This is a genomic window from Parabacteroides caecihominis (genome assembly GCF_023656785.1).
In the GTDB taxonomy this organism is placed as follows: Bacteria; Bacteroidota; Bacteroidia; order Bacteroidales; family Tannerellaceae; genus Parabacteroides; species Parabacteroides segnis.
This window is the reverse complement of the sequence record NZ_JAMOKS010000047.1, coordinates 23,021-43,460: the sequence shown is the minus strand read 5'-3', so window position 1 is coordinate 43,460 and position 20,440 is coordinate 23,021. Positions and strand designations below refer to the sequence as shown.

Genomic DNA, 20,440 nt, shown 5'->3' with positions numbered 1-20,440 from the left:
TACCCAAAGAGGTATATAGGTTATGTCGCTAACTATCAACTGGCAAGGGCGATTGGGTATCAACTCTTTAACCAGATTCGGATAAAGCGGAAGGTCGTGGTTGGAGTCCGTGGTTGCAATACGCCGCCTGCGCTTACGTACTTTCAAGCCATATCGTTCTATGATGTCATAGAAACGATTGTAGCCAACGCTGTGTTCTTCTCCGAACCTGCGACGGTACATCAACCAAAGCTTATTGCCACCGATGCCGGGAGCTTTCTGACGTACTTCTTTAATAAATTCAATCACAAAGGATTCCCTGGCTAATTTGAACATTAATTTATCCACATGTTTATAGTAGGCTTGTTTACTTACACCAAGCAGACGACACATAGGGACAATGCCGTAAAGCCTCTTGTCCCTGGTGTGAAGCCTGGATGCTACTTGGTGCCAGCTTTTTTTAGGTCGATACCATAAACTTCTTTGCCAAAGGCCACCATTTCTTCGTAAAAGTCAGCCCGAAGGCGTTCCTGAGTTAAATCCTTCTTGAGAGAGGCGATCTCACCCAGTAACTTTTTGTAATCTTCCTCTGTTACCTCTTTACCTTGTTTCTTCATCATTGCTGCTTTTTGGGGGTTATCAACCTCAAAGATAGTTAATGCACGGTAAACTCGAGAACGACTTATACACAGTTTTTCTACTATCGCGGCGACTTCCAGGCCTTCTACTACACGAAGGCGATAAATCTCATGACACATCAGATGATGCTCTCTCTCTTGATAATAATTCTTCTTTTTCATTGTTGATTCTTTAAAGAGTCAACCTTATTTACAAAAAGACATTCCAAAGAGGGTAACTACGAGGAAACTGTAATTGACTGACCGTTAGCTTAGTATTGTAATTTCCATCCAATCGTCTTTTCTTGTATCGTCCATAGCTTGTGGTAAAGTCCTTGGTTACGGAGTAATTCATCATGCCTCCCTTGTTCGGCGATGCAGCCGTCTTCGAGGACGATGATTTTGTCGGCATTGCGGATGGTTTTCAGGCGATGGGCGATGACGATGACGGTGCGGCCCTCAATCAGGGTGTTGATGGCTTTCTGCACTTCCACTTCGTTTTCCGGGTCGAGGGAGGCGGTCGCTTCGTCCAGCAGGACGATGGGAGCCTCTTTCAGGATGGCGCGGGCGATGGAGAGACGCTGTTTCTCTCCGCCGGAGAGGGTACAACCCCCTTCACCGACCATCGTGTCGTAACCACCCGGCAGGCGCATGATGAAATCGTGGCAGCAGGCTTTGCGGGCAGCGGCTTCTATTTCTTCGTCGGTCGCATCCGATTTGCCGAAGCGGATATTGTTCTTTATCGTATCCTGGAACAGGTAAACGTCCTGGAAGACCATCGAGATATGCCTCATCAGGGATTCGGGTTCCAGCTCCTTCATGTCCTGCCCGTTCAGCATCACTTTCCCTTTCTGCGGGTCATAGAAACGGGCGCATAACTTCATCAACGTGCTTTTCCCGCTTCCCGACGGGCCGACGAGAGCCGTGAGCGAACCCCTTTTCAGCGTCAGCGACACATCATGCAATATCTCCTTCTCCCCATAGCCGAACGATACCTGCTCGAAAGTGATATCCCCGTGTTCGGGACTTTCCTTTTTTCCTGTCATTTCCGGTTCACGCATCAGGTTCAGGATGCGACCGCCGGCAATGGAGAAATAGCGGAACTCGGCGAAGTTGGTCAGTGCCGATGTCAGCGGGTCGAAGACGCGGGAGCCGACAATCAGGAACATCACGAACGTGAGCAGGCTCAGCTGTCCGCCTACCAGCAGATACGCCCCGCAAAGAATCATCAGCGTCAGACCGGCGCGGACCAGCGTGATAGACAGTAAGATAAACGGCCCCATCAGGGCTTCCAGGCGCATGCTTGCCCGGCGTAGGTCGGCAAAGGCTTTTTGCAGACGTTCGAACTTCCCGCCCAGCAGGTTGTAAGCCTTGATGACGCGGATGCCTTGCAGGTACTCTTCCAGGCGGCTGCCCGCATTCACTTTGGCCTCTATCTGCCGGCGGCTCAGGCTGTATTGTATCCGGGTGCTTCCCGTCAGTACCAGGATGGCGAGCGGAAGCGCGATAAACATGGCCACCGACATGCGCCAGTCAACCCATAGCAACCCGAAGAAAGCGAGCACAGGCATCACCAAAGCTCCCATCAGTTGGGGCAGATGGTGGGAGATACCCGTTTCGGCCAGCGTGAAATCGCTGATTATCATGCTGGCAAGTGAGCCGGGGTCGTGGCGGAACAAAGACCCCAACGGCAGGCGGCGCAGATGTTCGGCCAACTGTATCCGGCCGTCGGCACTCATCTTGTAAGCGCCGCGGAAGTTATGCCGGTACGACTGGCGTTCGGCGACGGCCATCACCAGCATATACCCTACCAGGATGCCGAAGATAACCCACAGGCGGGTCGTGTCGAGTCCGCTGCCGCTGCCGTCAAAGGCTTTGAAGATTATGTTCACCGCTTCTATCGAAAGCATGAAAGGAACGATGTTGACCAGGTTGGACAGGAGGGTGTAGCCGACCGGTTTCCTGAGCCGTTCCGTATGTCCGATTGTTATATTTTGAAGTGCATTCATTCTTGTTGTCTCCTTATTTCTTTAATGTCCATTGAAAAGCGTCCGTGTAGGCATCCCACATCTGTTTGTATAATCCTTCGGCGACGGATAATTCGGAGTGGATGCCCTGTTGCGCGATTTCCCCCTCTCTGAGCACGATAATCCGGTTGGCGGAAATGATGGAGGAGAGGCGGTGGGCAATGATGATAACCGTCTTTTCCCTAATCAGTTCCTGGATGGCGAGCTGCATCTTATATTCATTCTCCGGGTCGGCAAAGGCAGTCGCCTCGTCGAGCACCAGGATAGGGGAGTTCTTCAGGATGGCACGTGCCACGGCTACCCGCTGCGCTTCCCCGCCGGACAGATAGACGCCGCCTTCGCCAATCAATGTCTGGTATCCTTGCGGCAACCTGCGGATGAAATCGTCGCACTGGGCGGCACGGGCGGCGGCGATGACCTGTTCTTCGGTGGCACCGTCTTTCCCGACACGGATATTTTCATATAAGGTATCGAAGAAGAGGAAGGTGTCCTGGAAGACGAAAGAGACCTGGTCCATCAACGCTTCGGAAGGGATATTCCGGATATCCGCCCCGCCAATCCGGATACTGCCTTCGCTGACGTCCCAGAAGCGGGGAATCAGGTTGGCGATGGTCGATTTGCCACTGCCGGAAGGACCGACCAGCGCGGTTATCTCGCCCGCCCGGGCCGTAAAGCTGATATGCTTCAGCGCCTCCGTCCGTGTCTTCTCCTGCTTGTTTTCGTAAGAGAAACTGACATTATCGAAAGTGACGTCGTGCCCCTTTGGCCGCTGAGGAGTGGCAGGTTCGGGCACCGGCTTTTCGGCAAAGATGGCGTCGATGCGGTTCACCCCTTCGTCTATCTCCCGGGTATTCGATGCCAGGAAGGTCAGCCGGTAGAAGGGGGAGGAGACGCCCGGCCCCAATATAATAAAGAAGAGATAGACGGCTGCCAGCGCGATATTGCCCGGCTGCCCGTCGAGCAGCAGCAGGCCGACCGGAATGATGAAGGTGACGAGCGAGTTGAGCAGCACGACGAACGTCACCATCCCCGGCTGGTAAGCGTCGCAGACATTCAGCGCATATTCCTTGAACCGGTAGATGGATTTGCTGAACTGGCGGAACGACTCCACCGTCTGCCCGAATATCTTCACCACCGGCATCCCCCTGACATATTGCACGGCCGACGCGCTCATCTGCTCCGACGTATCGAAATACATCTTGAAGAACTCCTGCGCCTTCTTTCCGAACATCATGCTGAACTGCACGGATATCCCCGCCACGATAGCCAGCAGGCAGACCGCCGCCATCCACCCGTTCAGGCTGAAAAAGATGACGAACATGACGATGACCGTCGTTGCCGCATTCACCAGGTCGGGGATGGTATGCGCCACGAAGTTCTCAATCTTTTCCACATTCTGTTCGAGCGCTTTCTTGATAGCTCCGGTCGATGTCCCGTTGAGGTAGCCCAGCGGCAACCGTCCGATATGTTCCGAAAGCCTGACGCGCAGTCCGTAAAGGATACGGAACGCTGCCATGTGCGAAGCCATCAGCGAGCCGTAAAGCAGCAACAGGGCGGCCGCCAACCCGGCAAAGGCAATCCATGCCCAGCGAATCATGCTGGCATCGTCCGAAGCCGTCACGTTCCCGGCATTCCTCAATAATTCATTCAGCACCTGATACACCGACAGATAGGGGACCAGCATACAGCAGGCACTTATCGCCGACAGGAAGCCGGCCAGTATCAGCAGCCCTTTCTTTTCGCCCGCAATCTCAAACAGGCGCAGCAGGCCTTTCTTCTTTTGTTTCTTCATATATTCTTTCGTTTATTCAGCAACCTTATATCCCACTATCCCGAATGATTTATGCAAAGCCGGAACCAGCCACATAATCAGGCCGGGCAGTCCCCAGCGTTTTTTTTCTTCGGAGACGAAGTAGAAGCGTTCGATTAGTTTCAGTCCCGGCACCCATCCTTCGACCGTGTGCGGGTCGTTCAGTCCGAAATGGAAACGGGCTTTCGTGCGTTTCACCGACTCATGTTTGTCGGAATTGCGGGCGGCCCATTTGCTGACGAAGTCGAAATAAATCTCGCTCCCGGGGAAACGCGCGGCAATATTCCTGACGACCGATTTCACCTGCTCCTCTTCGAAATACATCATCACCCCTTCCGCCAGGAAGAGGAAACGGCTGTGCGGATGCTTCTCTTTCAACATCTCCATCCAGTCTGTATCGAGCATGGACCCTTTGATGTTGATGTCGTTCTTTGAGATAGGGAATAGCTTTTCGCGCAGCTCGATCACTTCGGGCAGGTCGAGTTCGTAGAAGGTTGCCCGCTCGCGGTTGGGAACACGCTGGTAGCGCGTATCCAGTCCGCAGCCTATCAGCACGATGACCGGCTCTTCGTCTGCCGTCCGGTCGATGAACCAGCGGACCAGCCGGTCGTAACGGCGCAGACGGATGGCAGTACCCGCCGTACTCATCGAGATTTTGCCGAACTTAGCGAAGTCGTAATCTATTTTCTCAACCAGTTCGCAAGCCATCAGATCTTTTACTATCGCATCTTTTCGGCGGCTTTCGTAGGCACGTGAAAGTAAGGGGATGAACAAGGTTTCTGCTATGTTGTCCTTAATCCCGGGTTTTATTTTATTCATAATATACCTATTTTTAGGGATTGATTATCTGCTGCAAAGGTCTGATATTTGCTATCGAATTATTTACGCGAAAGGGAATCCCTTTTTAATCTGACGGAATAAATGATGCAGATGGAACTTTCGTCTCGCAGGAGAGACACGATTGCTTTGGAAGTACCCGATATAAGCTACTTTTCCACTAACGGCACCGGTAGCCTTGAAGAACAAAGCTGGAATATGGGGAATGAATTGCTGACGTATAGCATCTCGGAGTTCAAATGCAGGGACTTCAACGTCGCCAACTACCTGGTACATTGCAAGGAAGACTGCTATATGTATTCCCGCAATGTGAATTGTCCCTTCCTCGGTCTCTCTTTCGTGCGGCAGGGAACGGTCGAATGCTTCCTCTCGGAGACGCGCGACAGGCGCATCTGGGCAAAAGGTCATACGAATATGATGGTCAGTTCCGGTCACCGCGAAGAGCGCAACCACTTTTACCGGGGAGATACTTTCGGCATGACCAACGTCCTGATATCGCCCGCTTTCTTTCGCCACCTGTCCGAACGCTACCCCGAATATTTCGAGAACGCTTACCTTCGCCTCGATAACGGCGAGACATTCTTTATGGCCCCTGAGAATATACCGGTCCCGGTCACGCTCGATACGGCATTGAACGATATCGAACTGTCGCGTATGATGGGGAATGCCTCACCGATGTATCTCGAAGCCAAAGTGATTGAATGCCTCTCGCTTTTCATTCGCGAGACAAAAGGCAAGGGATTGGAAAAAGAGAATAGCCTGACATCGTCCGAACGCGATAAGATTTATCAGGCACGCGATATCATCTGCTCCGAATATCTCAATCCGCCTTCCCTGCGCGACCTGGCTCTCCGTGTCGGGACAAACGAATGTACGCTGAAAGCCGGTTTCAAGCAGGCGTTTCATAGCACGGTGTTCAACTACCTCTTCGATTACCGGATGAATATGGCGGTGCATTACCTGCTGGATACCAACAAGACGATTGCCGAAGTGGCAAGCCTGGTCGGCTACGATTATCAGACGCATTTCTGTACGGCATTTAAACGGAAGTACAATATATCCCCTTCGGAATACAGGATGAAAGCGTAGGGTGGGTATAAATAGACGTGGATTTAGAAAAAATTGAGTCATTTAGCGACATTGTGGACCCGAAGGGTTCAATTGTGAATAGCCCCCGGTGAAGCCGGGGGAATATAATGGGACCCAATCGGTGAGCCCCTACCCGAAGGGGTTCAACCATAGCATGTTGTTCGCCCCCTTCGGGGACGTACCATCCGGCTGATATTGAATCCCCCGGCTTCACCGGGGGCTATTCACAGTTAGTCCTTTCAGGACAAGCAGCGACACTAAAACATTCAAATCTGCCAAATGATGAATCGAGTGACCCTTTATTTCTTCCTTTTCCGCATCTTCTTTTTAATCCAGAAATAATAACCGGTTATGGCGAAGACTGCACCGAGGAAAGACACCAGGCAGCTCAGGATTTTTGTTGTCATGCCACCCCAGGTGCCGGCATGCACGGAATATATCCAGCCTCTTATCTTTCCTGATTTGGGCAGGTCTTTGTATAACTGGATATCGGTGATTTGGCCCGTTGTCGCATCGAATGTGTAACGGTCGCTACCCCGGGTATTACCGTATCGGGCAGCGGAGACGGAAGCTGAACCGTCCTGGATGGTGATGGAGTTGTATGCCGGATAGCGGTGCTGCAAATCCGATAGAACGTTCGCCCAGACTGTATAATCCGTTCTTTTCTGTTGTCTTTCTTTTCTTTCAGAAGAACCGGAACGTTCCGGATGGCCGCCTCTCTCCCTGTTTCCTTCCCGTTTTTCGCCGGCAGGTCTGTCGTTTGCACCTCTATCGTCTGAACCTCTTTCTCCGCGGCCTCTTTCCCCCGGCTTTTTATCTTCGGGCTGTTCCTGTTGGGCGGAAGGGGCCGGAGCATGTGCCTGCGGCTGGGTTGTCTCTACGCCGAAAGCCGTATAGAACGCATCTCGGTACCAACCGAACGACCAGGTCAGCCCGGTGAGTGTCAGGACGAGCAGAAGCAGGGTGGAGTAAAAGCCTCCCGCCACATGCAGGTCGTAGAAGAAACGGTACCAGCCGGCGTTCGCCTTTATTTTCAGGCGATTCTTCAATGCCTTCCTGTTACGGGGATACCAGATGACAATACCGCTTATCAGAATGATGGCCAGTATGAGTGTGGAGTATCCCACAAGCGCTTTCCCCAGTGAAAAGCTGCCGTCGCGTTTATAGGAGTCGAGCAACCAGCGGTGGAGGCGCATCATCTGCATGAAGAAACCCTGTCCGTCGTTGATGCCGGTGACTTCTGCGGTGTAAGGGTCGATGAAGGCGGCGGCCTTTTTGCCCGGCAGCACCAGTTGGTAGGTACGTTTCGGGTCGGGAGTGACGCGGATGCCGTTTATCTTAATGGAGTCGGGGAGCTGCCGACGTGCTGATTCTATCAATGCGGCCGGCGGGAGCGGTTCGCCCTTCACCTCTTTTACGAAGTAGTGGGAAGGGTGGCAAAGTTCCTGTATCTCCGTTTCAAATACCAGTATTGCCCCTGTCAGGCAGATAATGGCGATGATGATACCGAAGGGTATGGATAACCATAGATGTATTTTAGCAAAGAGTTTTCTCATTTTCCGAATAATTGTTTTATCCCGTCGTATATTCCCGGAATTGCAACTGTTCCGTGGTTCTCTTCGGGGAATGATTTATGAAAGAAACGCAGGTTTTTCGCCTGCGGCAATACCTCCGTGAGGAGGTGGTTTACTTTGTTGAGGTGGATGTCCACCCGGTCGGTCCGTTTCTTCGAAGCGACGCCGATGTACAGGCTTTTACCCGTGAAGTCTTTCCCTTCAACCCATGCGGCAGCTTCCTGCGATAAGCTGCCCTGGTCCCACCACAGGCTCGGGTCGACAGCCAGATAGGTGTCGAACAGCTCCGTATGGCGGAGGAAGGTGTTCAGGGTGAACAGTCCCGCGTAGGAATGGCCTATCAGCATATTCTTTCCGTTCGTCCGGCAGGTGCTGTCGATAACGCTGCGGAGCTCTTCGGTCAGGAAGCGGCTGAATGTTTCGCTTCCGCCGCCCTGGGGAGTGGCATCCGGGGCAATCCGGCCGTCCCGTCCCGCTGCCGAGGCTGTCGGCGTCAGGTCGCGTGTCCGGTCGACGTTGAGCACGCCGATGATGATGCTTTCCGGGAGGTATTTGCCTCTGACCGTTGTAAATGTCCGGCTGATTCCTACCAGCGAATGAAAGAAAGCGTCTCCGTCGAGCAGATAGATGACCGGATATCTTTTCGTTGTATCCTGCTCATAGCCGGCGGGAAGGTGTATCCAGTAGTTCCGTTCCTCATTTAATACGGCAGAGTGGAGAGACTGTTTCTTGCCTATACAAATATCCTCCTGGCTCCGCATGGTTAGCGGGAGCAGGAGGAGTATAAGAAAGATATAAATACGAATCATCTTTCGTTGTTATTGTTTACTTCGCAGCCGCCAGTTTACCGACACCGCTCACCTGTGTAGCTTCGATTGTCAGACCTTTTGTTGCCTGGGCTGTTGCCGGGTCGATTTTGTAGATAGCCGGGTTGCCGCCGCCTTCGTTGAAGGTAACGGTTACGTAAGCGTTGCCTTTTTCAACATACGGTTGGTTGCCGAAGCCGGAAATCTGGTCGGTTGAAGGAAGACCTGTTACGTATGTCAGCTTCTTGTCTCCGGCCTTGAAGATAGCCAACTGGTTGGCTACATAGCCTGTTTCAGTGAGAGGTCTGTCGTACATCAGCAACATGAAATAATCGTCTGCGATATGCCAGCTTCGGAGGAAAGAGTTACCGTTGGTCAGGGCTTCCAGGTTGCAGTAGTAATCGTCGAACTCAGTGCTTCCGCTGGGGATACGAACGACACCGGCGGGCAGCGTTGTCTTCTGGCGGGCATCGGTCATCGTCTTTGCGAAGCTCGGCGAGAATACATATACGTCACCGTTGTCGGCTGCCCAGATCATTTGGTAATACTGGGATTTGTTACGGCCTGCGGCATAACTGATTTTGTCTGTTTTGATAAGTTTCTTGCTGGTCATGGTTGCATCGTCGAAGATGGCTACCCAGCATTCGTTCGGATACTGTGTCCACTGCAATTCGTCTTTCTTGTAGGCGCTGCTGTTGGAACCGCCCGATTCTTTCTTCACCAGGTCTTCGTTGCCCGGCAATACCCATTTGCCGTTCTGGTCTTTTGTACCGTACTGGCTCAGACCCATCGGAACGGCAGCTGTGTAAATCTTGTTGTTGTGTTCCAGCATACCGGACAGGGTTACGTATTCACCGTTACCCAGGAAGTTTTCAGACAAATAGGCTTTGTTCTGCGTATCGTTGGTGGTGAATGTTTCGGCTGCCGGGTCCAGGTAAGAAAGCAGGAATACTTTCGGAGTGTAACCGTTTTCGTCGTTCCATTCCGTAGGACCGTCACCGGTAGAAGAGGTCATGATATATTTGTCGTAGATGCCATAGGTGGTAAAACGCTTTACACCGAACTCGGCAGAACGTTTCTTCAGTTCGCCGCTGGCATCCATGATATACGAGCGGGTTCCGCCGGCTTCTCCCTGGTTGTAGGTCAGGGCGTAGAGATATTGTTCCTTGAAGAATACCCAGTAGGTTGCACCGTCGTTCACAACGCCGTTGTTGATGGTCGTAACGGTACCTTCGTCCAACGATTCGGCGTTGACCAGCACATTGGTTGTATTTCCGGAAGCCGTTACAGAGGCTGCGATTACGTATTCTGCGTTGTTGTCATCATCACCGCCATCACCGCCGCCGGTAGATGGGTCGTCGTCACACGCTGTCAGTGTCAGTCCGGCCATTGCAGTTGCGAAAAGGCCTGTTAAAAAGAAATTCTTCTTCATCTTGTTTGTTTTAATATTGTTTATTACTATTTATTTTTAGAGAGATTAATTACCTAGATAGACACGGACTTTTCCGTAGAATGCCCGTCCTGCTTTTTGCAGGCTGAAGTTGTCGTACAGCTTTTCGTCCGTGAAGTTGCGGCACTCGAACGAGATGTTGTAACGTCCGTTCTGAAGGCTGTAAGAGAGAGTCAGGTTGTGTGAGAACTGGTTCGGCACTACATATTCGCCTTTATTCGAACCGATGATGGAAGAATAATAGGTAAAGCTATGCAGGTACTGATTGTCGTAAGTCATTATCAGCGTGTTCCCTTTCTTCCAGAGGTTACGCCAGTAGAAGGTCACGTCGGAGTCGGCGAAACGGTACGGCAGGTTCGGCATACGCTGTTTATAGGCGATATTGTTTGCGCCGTTACTGATGGCCGTTTTCTGGTTGTCGCGGACATTCATCTGCGTATAGTTTCCACCCAGGCTCAGCCAGTTAGCAAAGCTGTAACGGGCGGAGATGTTATAGCCTTTGGTCAGCACCTTGCCGTAGTTGATGTAGCTTGCCGCCTGTTTGCCGCCGCTCAGGTCGGTGATGTTACGCTGGATATAGTCTTTGGTGTTGTGGTAAATCAAACCGCCTTCCACATATACGTTATGTTTGTTGAATGCTTTGTTGTAGCTGACATTCAGGTTCAAGTTGTCGCTGTTTTCCGGTTTGATGCCCATGTCGCCCATCTCAAGGTCTTCGTTTCCGAACATTTCCTCGATGGTAGGCAGGCGGTAGGCTTTTTCATAAGACAGTTTGGCCTGCAAACCCGGCAGTACGAAGTAGGTACCGGCGGCCCCGTATCCCATCGAGTTGACGCTGCGGGAGGTGCGGACATATTCTGAACTTGTGTTATCAGTTGCTATCGGACCGGCTACATACTGGTTGTAATGCTTTCCGAAGACAGACAGGTTCCAATGTTCTGACGGCATCAGGCGGTAAGAGAGGCCGGCAATGTTTTTGCGTGTCTCCTTGTCGATGGCATCCGTCAGTTCCTCGTTTGTCAGCAGGGAGGTGTTGGAGCGGCGGAAGGCGGTCAGTACGTTGTTGAACGTAAACATATGTGCCTTGCCGATGCGGTAGTTGAGGGTGACCGTACCGTTCCAGTTGTTGTTGTCCGAACGGGTGTGCTGGTAGGACTGTTCGCCGCGTGAGTTCATCAGGTGCTTGTCGCCTGCCCAGTTATATTCGTAGGCGGAGGTATCCACGTTGGTCGTCAGGTTCTTGTTGTAATTGGCGGTGAATACCAGGTCGAGACCATCGGTGAACAGGTTGCGTTTGTTGTATTCCAGCGACGGCATCAGGGAATGGCCTTTGTGGTGTTTCTCGCCGTAAACCGTGTTCTGGCGTACGCCCGTCTGTATATCCTGGTACATATTGGAATAAGTGAAACCGAACAACAGGCGGTCGGCCCATTTCCTGTTGACAAATCCCAGCTTTCCGATGATGGCTTCGTTATGGAAGGTGTCGTTGAAGCGTTTCACTCGTTCTTTCTTATCCGTGTCGAGACGTCCCGTTTCGAAATCCTTTACCGGGGCATCCACATAGTAATCGTTGTCCGAATAGTTCTGGAAAGCATTGATTTCGTATGTGAAACCGTTATCCAGTGTCTGTCCGAAGTTGACGTATGATTTGTGCGTATTGAACGACCCGAAAGAATAGGAGGCATCGAGGAACCAGTTACGGCGTTTCTTGTTCGTCACGATATTGACAACGCCGCCGATGGCATCCGTTCCGAAACCGACGGGGACTACTCCTTTATATACTTCGATGCGTTCGGCGAAATTGACCGGTATATTGTTCAGGGCGAACGAACTGCCTACACCTTCCTGCGGCACGCCGTCGATAAAGACCTTCACATGCTTTCCGCTGAAACCGTCGAGCATCAGCTGCATGTCCGAGCCTACACCGCCCGATTCGCGGAGTTTCATGCCCGGTGCTTTGGCGAGTGCGTCGCTCAGGCTTTTGGTGGAGTTTTGCAGCTCCTTGGTATCTACGGCTATAGCGTTGAAGGCCGAACGTTTCAGGCGGCTGATGCCGTTGGAAACGACTACGACTTCGTCCAGTTCTTCCACTTGCGGGGTGATGGTGATATTTTGTTTTACGCGTTCGCCGTTGATAAGCCTGACTTGCTTTTCAACTGTTTTATAGCCGATGGCGGATACGACTAGTGTATAATTTCCTGCGGGAGCTTTGAGATGGTAGATACCTTCTTCATTCGTTGTTCCCCCGTAGTTGGTACCTTTCAGATAGACTGTTGCAAAATCAACAATCTCTTTTTCCGTTGATAATATCTTCCCTGAAATCATTGCCTCACGTTGTGCTTTAGCCGCGACCGGCAGAAATACAAGGAGTAATGCAAACATAAGTGTGTTAAATATCGCTTTCAATGTCTAAATCTTTTTGCCATTAATTAAACTGCTGCAAAGGTCGGGTGAAAAGGAAAGCGCATCAATCACCGATTATAGGTAAAAAAGAAGTATGAGGGAAAGGGGAAAATAACTATATATAGGTACGAGTATTCAGGATTTGCTTTAACACACTCCTTATTCTCTCTCAAGATAGAAATCTGTTACAACTAGTTACTATAAGCAAATACTAAAGTCTGATAATAACTGACTTACCTTTATTGACACGTTTTTTCTTAAACTATATATTGAATACCTAGGAATAGGTAGCTGGATGGGTACTTTTTACCTCTCTTTAGGGATTTCACATCTTTTTATAAAACCGGAACTTTGCTGCCACAAAAGGTATTTATAAAATAATAGTAACGCAATGAAAAAGAATTTTTACTTATTAGCTGTATTATTCATCAGCTCTTTAACTGTTTTTTCCGCTTGTAGCGATGATGACGACAATGGGGGCGGAGATACAGAAGAGACTGTGAAAGATGTGATGCTCGATGCTACAGCTTATGATAAATGGATGTATTTTAGTTTTAAGGATGGCACATCGGTTGCTCATGAGATTGAGCCGGTGGCAGGAACTTATAAAGGAGATATTTCAGGAACGGTAATGGGGCAAGATCAGGGAACTGTAACAAATTTGAAACTGGAAGTAGGTCGCATTTCCAAAGATTCAGTTAGTATTACTGTGGATGAATTTTCCCTTGCAGGCAGAACTATAAGTAAATTTACTGCAGGTGCGAAGATTGCAGCGGATTCTATCGGTTGGGATTTGGCTGGTGGTGAAATGGCTGTTAGCGGCATGACTGTTACTCCAACCACTGGTAATATTTCACTTGACAGTATCAATATAACGATATTGATACAACCTACAGGTATGCCGATGCCTATCACTACCACTTATAAAGGTATCATCGAAACTCGTACCGGCATCGACGAAACTTCTTTCAACTGGGATATCGCCCTTCATCGTTATGATGTAAAGACAAATGGTGCCTCGGCTGTAGAAACAACTGAATCAGATATTAAAAAGGTGACAGCTATTCCTTCCAGTGGTTATGTGGCTGATATCAAAACAGACAGTCTTATCATCGATAATTCCGGTATGATGAATAATAAGGTAGGATATGCTACTTCCAATATCAATGAAGTATTGAACAAAGGTATCGAATTCAGTTCCGTACCTATGCCTCCTACGCCGGCAAACTGGACGATGAGCAATAAAGTTTACGTCATCAAACTGAAATCTGGCGAATACGCAAAGATCAAATTCACCGATTATTCAAACGACGCTGATGTGAAGGGCCATATCTCTTTTGATTACGTATATCCTTTCAAGTAACAAACTCTATTTTCTTATATGAAAACGATATTATTGATCCTCGTATCAATATTAATAACCGGAAACCTGTCGGCGAATGAACCTCCCCGACAGGTTTCCGGTTGTATAACCGATGAAAAGGGGGAAACATTGCCTTATGCCAATATCCTGGTGAAAGGCACCACCCACGGTACGGCCTCCGATCTCGACGGCAACTATCGTCTGGTGATTCCGAAGCCCGGCGAATACCGCCTTCTCATTAAATACGCCGGTTTCGCTCCTTTCGAGCAACGTGTCTTCCTGAGTGGCGACACGACCATTAACTTCCGTCTGAAAGAAGATGCTCTCAACCTGAATGAAGTAACCGTTACGGCTACCCGCACGCCGAAGTTGCTGAAAGACGCTCCCGTCATCACTCGTGTAATCACCGCTACCGACATAAAGAAACTCAATGCCGTCACCGTGCAGGATTTGCTGGCGACGGAATTGCCGGGTATGGAGTTCACCCGCCAGATGGACGGACAGATCGCTATCAACATGCAGGGGATGAGTGGCAAATATGTGCTTTTCCTGATCGATGGCGAACGTATGGCGGGCGAAACGCTCAACAACGTGGATTACAACCGCCTCAACGCCGACCATATCGAACGGATCGAGATCGTGAAAGGCGCCGCCTCGGCCCTGTACGGTTCGAGTGCAATCGGAGGAGTTGTCAACATCATTACGAAGGAACCTTCCAAACCCCTCGAAGTGAATGTGAACGGCTATTACGGCAGTAACAACGAACAGCGTTACGGCGGGACGATCGGCACGAAGCAGAAAAACGTCAGCAGCCTGACCTCCGTCATGTACAAGAACAGGGATCATTATATGTTAAGAAATTCATCCCGCACCGACTCCGCCATCATCTATGGTGGAAAAGATCTGAGCGTCGACGAAAAGCTGTCGTGGAAGCTATCCGACAAGATCACCCTGACCGGAAAAGGCGGTTTCTACACCCGTCTGGCAGATAATGCGAACGACAAGAAAACCGACCGTTACCACGATTACAACGGAAGTGTCCGCATGAATTATCTGATCTCGGATAAACAGGACCTGACGGTCTCCTACCTGTTGGACCGCTACAACAAATACGATCATTACACGAAGAACGATGTCGATTCATTGAATTACCGTAACACCCAGCATACGGCGCGTGCCCAGTATAACTACTCCTTTACGCCGGGCAATACCCTGATCGGGGGAGCCGAGTTCTTCCGTGACGAGTTGATGTCTTACCAGTTCAGTGGCGATACGCATGCTACCAATGACTATATTCTGTATGCCCAGCACGATTTCAACGTGACGGAGCAGTTCAATCTGGTGTATGGAGGACGTATGGACTATTACAACTCTTTCGGAGCACATGTCAGTCCGAATGTCTCATTGATGTATAAGCTCAAGCCGCTGACATTTCGTACTTCCTATTCGCGCGGTTTCCGTGCCCCGTCGCTGAAAGAGATGTGGACCGAATGGGATATGGGCGGTATGAATATGTTCATTATTGCCGGTGACCCGAACCTGAAGCCGGAGATCAGCGATAATTTCTCCTTGTCTGCCGAGTATTCCCGCGACCGGGTGAACTTCTCCGTAATCGGTTATTACAATCATATAAAGGATAAGATCACGACTATCTTCAGCGCCGACAGGGATACCTCCTATTACAGGAATGTGGACAAATCGAAGCTGGCCGGCCTGGATGCGAACCTGGCTGTGAAATGCCCGTATGGCTTTACCATCAAGGCGGCCTATGCGTATGTACATGAGGATATGAAGCAAAACGGATACAACGTCTCTTCCACCCGTCCGCATTCGGCTACGCTGGGACTGAATTATGAATATACACGGAAGAATTATGAACTGAATGTGGCATTGAATGGCCGCTTCCTGAGCAAACTGGATACGTATGAGGCGAACAGCACGGGCGATCAATTCACCGCAGTACATTATGCCGGCTATCAGAACTGGCGGGTAACGGTTTCACAACGTCTGTTCGGAGCTTATATGCTTCAGGCGACGGTGGATAATATCTTTAATTACAAGTCGGATAATATTGCAGCCAACTCGCCTATGTCGCCGGGTACCACCTTTACGGTCGGGCTTTCCGTCAATATCGACGAACTGTTCAGATAAGCAAGTAAACAAAAACAAACCAATAAATAATGAAACGGAATTTAATAATTGCAGGAACACTAGTAGCAGTCGTGTTGGTTGCCTGGTTTATATGGGCCCGGGTTGCCGGTACGACGAAGGTGGCCCTTGTGAACTTTCCCAACTATCAGGTAGCCAAAATGGCAAAATCCTTGGATACTGGTTTTATTGACCTGAAGCAACTGACGATTGATGATTTCGACCAGCTGAATCGGTATGATGCCGTCCTTGTCTTCGGTATGGGTATCCGGATGACAGACGAACACCGGGCCGTACTCGAAAAACTGAAGGCGAAGCAAGTGCCTGTCTTCTCGACAGCCGTAACCGACCCGGTAAATAATATCAGCAGCCTGGATTCTATCCAAAACAAACGGGTGGGCGATTACCTGTCGAACGGAGGTACTGCCAATTACCGCAGCCTCTTCAACTATATCCGTCAGGATCTGACGGGAAAGAGCCTTTTTACCGGTGAGATCAAAGAACCGGTGGAGATCAGTTCCGATGTCCTTTTCCACCTGGATGATGAACGGGTGTTCGATACCGTAGCCGATTATGAGAAGTATTATAAAGAAAACGGTTACTATAAAGAAAATGCGCCGAAAGTGGCACTGATCGTCGGGATGGCGGGTCCGTTCGATACAAACAAGGACCATCTGGATTCCCTGATCGTCAGTCTGGAGCAGCGCAATATGAATGTCTATCCCGTATCCGGTTTTGCCAGTCGCCTTCAGCTATTGGAGGATATCAATCCAGCCGCTGTGATCTATATGCCTCACGGACGTTTGTTGATGGGACAGGGCGAGAAAGCGGTGGAGTGGCTGAAGGCGCATAACGTCCCGATGTTTTGCCCGATCACCATCAACGATACCTATGATAACTGGATGGCAGATAAGCGCGGTATGGCCGGCGGCTTTATGAGCCAGAGCATCGTGATGCCCGAACTCGACGGCGGCATTGCCCCGTTTGCCCTCAATGCACAGTTTATCGATAAAGACGGCTTATATCTGTTTAAGAATATCCCTGGCCGCCTCGCGCAGTTCACCGATATGGTTGCCAATTATCTGAACTTGCAGACGCTCCCGAACAAGGATAAAAAGATAGCTATCTATTATTATAAAGGTCCGGGCAAGAATGCCATGACGGTTGCCGGACTCGAAGTCGTTCCTTCGCTGTATAATTTCCTGAAGAAACTGAAAGCGGAAGGCTACGACCTCTCCAGCCTGCCCGCTACGGAAACGGCTTTCGAAGCGATGATCAACGAGCAGGGACCGGTGTTCAACGCTTATGCCGAAGGGAATATTCAGAAATACCTGGATTCCGGTTATCCCGCTTGGGTGTCGTCTCCGCAATACAGCGCCTGGCTGGAAGATATCCTTTCTCCGGCTATGCAGGATACGCTGGTCAGCCATTACGGCAGGGGACTGGGAGATTTCTATACCCGCGAAGCGGACGGTATCGAGCAGATTGCCGTGACCCGCATCGACCTGGGGAATGTCGTTCTCTTACCCCAGCCGACACAAGGTACAGGCGATAACTCCTTTGCTGCCGTGCATGGTTCGAACGAGGTCCCTCCTCACCATTATATCGCTTCTTACCTCTGGGTCCAGAAGGATTTCAAGGCGGATGCCATGATTCATTTCGGTACGCACGGCAGCCTGGAATTTATACCGGGCAAACAGGTCGCCCTGTCTTCCGACGACTGGACAGACCGCCTGGTTGGCTCGCTTCCCCATTTCTATCTCTATACAATCAGTGATGTGGGAGAAGGATTGATAGCCAAACGCCGCAGCTATGCGACAACCATCTCCCACCTGACTCCCCCGTTTATTGAAACAGGGCTTCGCTGGGAAGTGGATGATTTATTGAACGATATCAAACGTTACCTGGCAACCGACCTGCGTGACGAATCGCTGAACAGAAAGATTAAGAACAAAGCGATACAAATGGGATTGCATCGCGACCTTCAGCTGGACAGTCTCCGTACGCAGGCCTATACCGATGCCGAAATCGAAAAGATAGAAAACTTTGCGGAAGAACTCTGTGCCGAAAAGATTGTCGGCGGACAGTATACCTTGGGTGTCCCGTATGAAGAGTCGAAGATTGCCTCTTCCGTCAAACTGATGTGCACGGAACCGATCGCTTTCAGCTTGGCAAACCTGGATGAGGTACAGAAGAAAGTCACCCGGAAGCAAATCGAAAACCAGGCTTTCTTCAACGATAACTACCGTACAAAAGCACAGCTTGCCGTCAAACAGGTGATGGATAACCCGGCTCTGGCCAACGACCCGGCCTTGCTTGCCCGGCTGGGAGTCTCTCCCGAAACCGTAGCGAAGGCACAGGCAATCAAGAAAGCAGCCGAACCGAAGATGAACCGGATGATGGCTATGATGATGTCAAAGATGACGGAAGAGTCCAAAGACGGTAAGAAACCGAAGATGGGACACGGCCATCCCGCCGGAATCCCCAAAACCGGAAAGATGCCGGACGCTGTCAAGAAGATGCTGGAAGAGAAGATGAAAGGCGAACAGATGCCTGCCGATACAACAGTCGGCAAACAGCATCCGGTAGACGGTAAAAGCGGTGCTACCCAGCAAATGGATACTGTTACCCGCGAACAACTCTTGTTTGCCAATGCCGTGTTGGATATCCAACAGGCCATTCAGCATGTAAACAACTATCGCGAATACCTCCGCCATACTCCGCAGATGGAACTGGATGCCTTCATCAATGCCCTGAACGGCCATTATGTAGCTCCGAGCCCGGGTGGCGATGTCATTTCCGACCCGAACGTGCTGCCCACCGGACGTAACCTTTACGGTATCAATGCTGAAGCGACTCCCACCCCAGCAGCCTGGGAAAAAGGAAAAGAGATGGCGAATCGTATGCTGGCAGAACATGCCAAAAACCACGGCGGTGCCACTCCGCAGAAAGTTAGTTTCACCCTTTGGTCCGGCAGTTTCATTGAAAGCGAAGGAGCGACAATCGGCGAGATACTTTATCTGCTCGGCGTCGAACCGATACGCGACCAGTTCAACCGCGTACTGGATATCCGCCTGATCGACACCAAAGATCTGGGACGTCCGCGTGTGGACGTGGTTGTGCAGACTTCCGGCCAGTTGCGTGACGTAGCCGCCTCCCGCCTTACCCTGATACAAAAGGCGGTAGATATGGCAGCCGCTGCCGGCGGCGGTGACGACAACTACGTGGCCAAAGGCCGCAACGATGCCGAACGCGTCCTGCTGGATAAAGGTTTTTCTCCGAAGGAAGCACGCGAATACGCCACACAACGTGTGTTCGGCGGTGCAAACGGCATGTATGGAACCGGCATCACAGCCATGGTTGAAAGCGGCGACCGTTGGGAGAACGAATCGGAGATAGCCAATGTCTACCTGAATAATATGGGTGCCACCTACGGCAACGAAAAAGACTTCGGTGGTTTCAAACCCGGAATCTTTGAAGCGGCCCTCCAAAACACGGAGGCTGTCGTGCAGCCCCGCCAGAGCAATACCTGGGGAGCGCTCAGCCTCGACCATGTGTATGAATTTATGGGCGGTATCAGCCTGACCGTCCGCAACGTGACCGGCAATGATCCCGACGCTTATTTCAATGACCTGCGTAACCGCCACCAGGCCCGTGTACAGGATTTGAAATCGGCTATCGGGGTAGAGACCCGTTCAACGCTGTTCAACCCGGTTTACATGAAGGAGCAGATGAAAGAGGGAGCTTCGGCAGCCAACGCGATGTCGGAAACGATCCGTAATACCTACGGCTGGAATGTGATGAAGCCGAAAGCCATCGACAATGAAATCTGGGACCAGTATTATGACGTGTTTGTGAACGACAAGCTGAATGTCGGTGTCAGGGAGTTCTTCGAACGTGAGAACCCCGCAGCTTTGCAGGAAGCTACTGCCGTGATGATGGAAACCGCCCGCAAAGGTTACTGGAAAGCAACTCCGGAACAGTTGAGGAATATCGCCGCCCTTCATTCGGAGCTGGTGGAGAAATATGATGCAGGTTGCAGTGGCTTCGTTTGCGACAATGCCAAGTTGCGCACGTTTATCGGCGAACAGTTATCCGCAGAATCGGCCAAACAATATCAGGGAAAGATTGAATCGGCCCGCAACGAAAGCATCTCCGGCGATGATAAGGGAGTGGTGCTGAAGAAAGACAAGAGCGTGCAGACCCAGGAATCGGTGTTGGGAGATAATATCTCTTCATTCAGCCTGGCTTTAATCAGCTTCTTCTGGCTGGCGGTCATCTTCCTGCTTATATTCTTCATCCGTAAAAGAACCCGGAAGGGAAAAAGGAGAAAATAA

Annotated in this window: 12 protein-coding genes and 1 pseudogene; 4 read left to right on the top strand and 9 right to left on the bottom strand. The window is 50.7% G+C overall.

Annotated elements, in window-relative coordinates:
* From NBH14_RS25670 to NBH14_RS25650, 5 genes and pseudogenes are all read right to left on the bottom strand, one after another.
* A pseudogene (locus NBH14_RS25670) lies at positions 1 to 327 on the bottom strand (IS3 family transposase); the annotation flags it as partial.
* Between the two features lie 92 nt (positions 328 to 419).
* A complete protein-coding gene (locus NBH14_RS25665; RefSeq protein WP_250817855.1) occupies positions 420 to 779 on the bottom strand; it encodes a hypothetical protein in 360 nt (119 codons plus the stop codon).
* Positions 780 to 868: 89 nt separating this feature from the next.
* Positions 869 to 2,605: an ABC transporter ATP-binding protein gene (locus NBH14_RS25660; RefSeq protein ID WP_186961635.1), complete on the bottom strand. Its 1,737-nt coding sequence runs from the start codon at positions 2,603 to 2,605 to the stop codon at positions 869 to 871.
* Between the two features lie 13 nt (positions 2,606 to 2,618).
* On the bottom strand, positions 2,619 to 4,415 hold the full coding sequence (locus NBH14_RS25655) for an ABC transporter ATP-binding protein (protein WP_186961634.1): 1,797 nt from the start codon (positions 4,413 to 4,415) through the stop codon (positions 2,619 to 2,621).
* 12 nt (positions 4,416 to 4,427) lie between these two features.
* Entirely contained in the window at positions 4,428 to 5,252 is an 825-nt protein-coding gene (locus tag NBH14_RS25650) for a class I SAM-dependent methyltransferase (protein ID WP_186961633.1), read from the bottom strand.
* A 111-nt stretch (positions 5,253 to 5,363) separates the two neighbouring features.
* On the opposite strand from NBH14_RS25650, the gene NBH14_RS25645 reads away from it, so the two are divergent.
* Positions 5,364 to 6,359: a helix-turn-helix transcriptional regulator gene (locus NBH14_RS25645; RefSeq protein ID WP_250817853.1), complete on the top strand. Its 996-nt coding sequence runs from the start codon at positions 5,364 to 5,366 to the stop codon at positions 6,357 to 6,359.
* A gap of 299 nt (positions 6,360 to 6,658) precedes the next feature.
* Here NBH14_RS25645 and NBH14_RS25640 read toward each other — a convergent pair whose 3' ends face one another.
* From NBH14_RS25640 to NBH14_RS25625, 4 genes are read right to left on the bottom strand one after another with little or no spacing between them, the layout of a single operon-like run.
* A complete protein-coding gene (locus NBH14_RS25640) occupies positions 6,659 to 7,915 on the bottom strand; it encodes a PepSY-associated TM helix domain-containing protein (protein ID WP_186961631.1) in 1,257 nt (418 codons plus the stop codon).
* The gene (locus NBH14_RS25635; RefSeq protein WP_186961630.1) at positions 7,912 to 8,742 is read right to left on the bottom strand and encodes an alpha/beta hydrolase; all 831 of its coding nucleotides are present in this window, start codon (positions 8,740 to 8,742) and stop codon (positions 7,912 to 7,914) included. Before NBH14_RS25635 ends, NBH14_RS25640 begins: the two co-directional genes overlap by 4 nt.
* A gap of 16 nt (positions 8,743 to 8,758) precedes the next feature.
* Positions 8,759 to 10,171, bottom strand: coding sequence for a DUF4374 domain-containing protein (locus NBH14_RS25630; protein WP_186961629.1), 1,413 nt, complete (start codon positions 10,169 to 10,171; stop codon positions 8,759 to 8,761).
* Positions 10,172 to 10,216: 45 nt separating this feature from the next.
* On the bottom strand, positions 10,217 to 12,571 hold the full coding sequence (locus NBH14_RS25625) for a TonB-dependent receptor (protein WP_186961628.1): 2,355 nt from the start codon (positions 12,569 to 12,571) through the stop codon (positions 10,217 to 10,219).
* A gap of 412 nt (positions 12,572 to 12,983) precedes the next feature.
* On the opposite strand from NBH14_RS25625, the gene NBH14_RS25620 reads away from it, so the two are divergent.
* From NBH14_RS25620 to NBH14_RS25610, 3 genes are read left to right on the top strand one after another with little or no spacing between them, the layout of a single operon-like run.
* Positions 12,984 to 13,955 (top strand): HmuY family protein, encoded by a 972-nt coding sequence (locus tag NBH14_RS25620; RefSeq protein WP_186961627.1) that lies wholly within the window; start codon positions 12,984 to 12,986, stop codon positions 13,953 to 13,955.
* Between the two features lie 18 nt (positions 13,956 to 13,973).
* The gene (locus NBH14_RS25615) at positions 13,974 to 16,106 is read left to right on the top strand and encodes a TonB-dependent receptor (RefSeq protein ID WP_250817851.1); all 2,133 of its coding nucleotides are present in this window, start codon (positions 13,974 to 13,976) and stop codon (positions 16,104 to 16,106) included.
* 26 nt (positions 16,107 to 16,132) lie between these two features.
* A complete protein-coding gene (locus NBH14_RS25610) occupies positions 16,133 to 20,440 on the top strand; it encodes a cobaltochelatase subunit CobN (RefSeq protein WP_186961636.1) in 4,308 nt (1,435 codons plus the stop codon).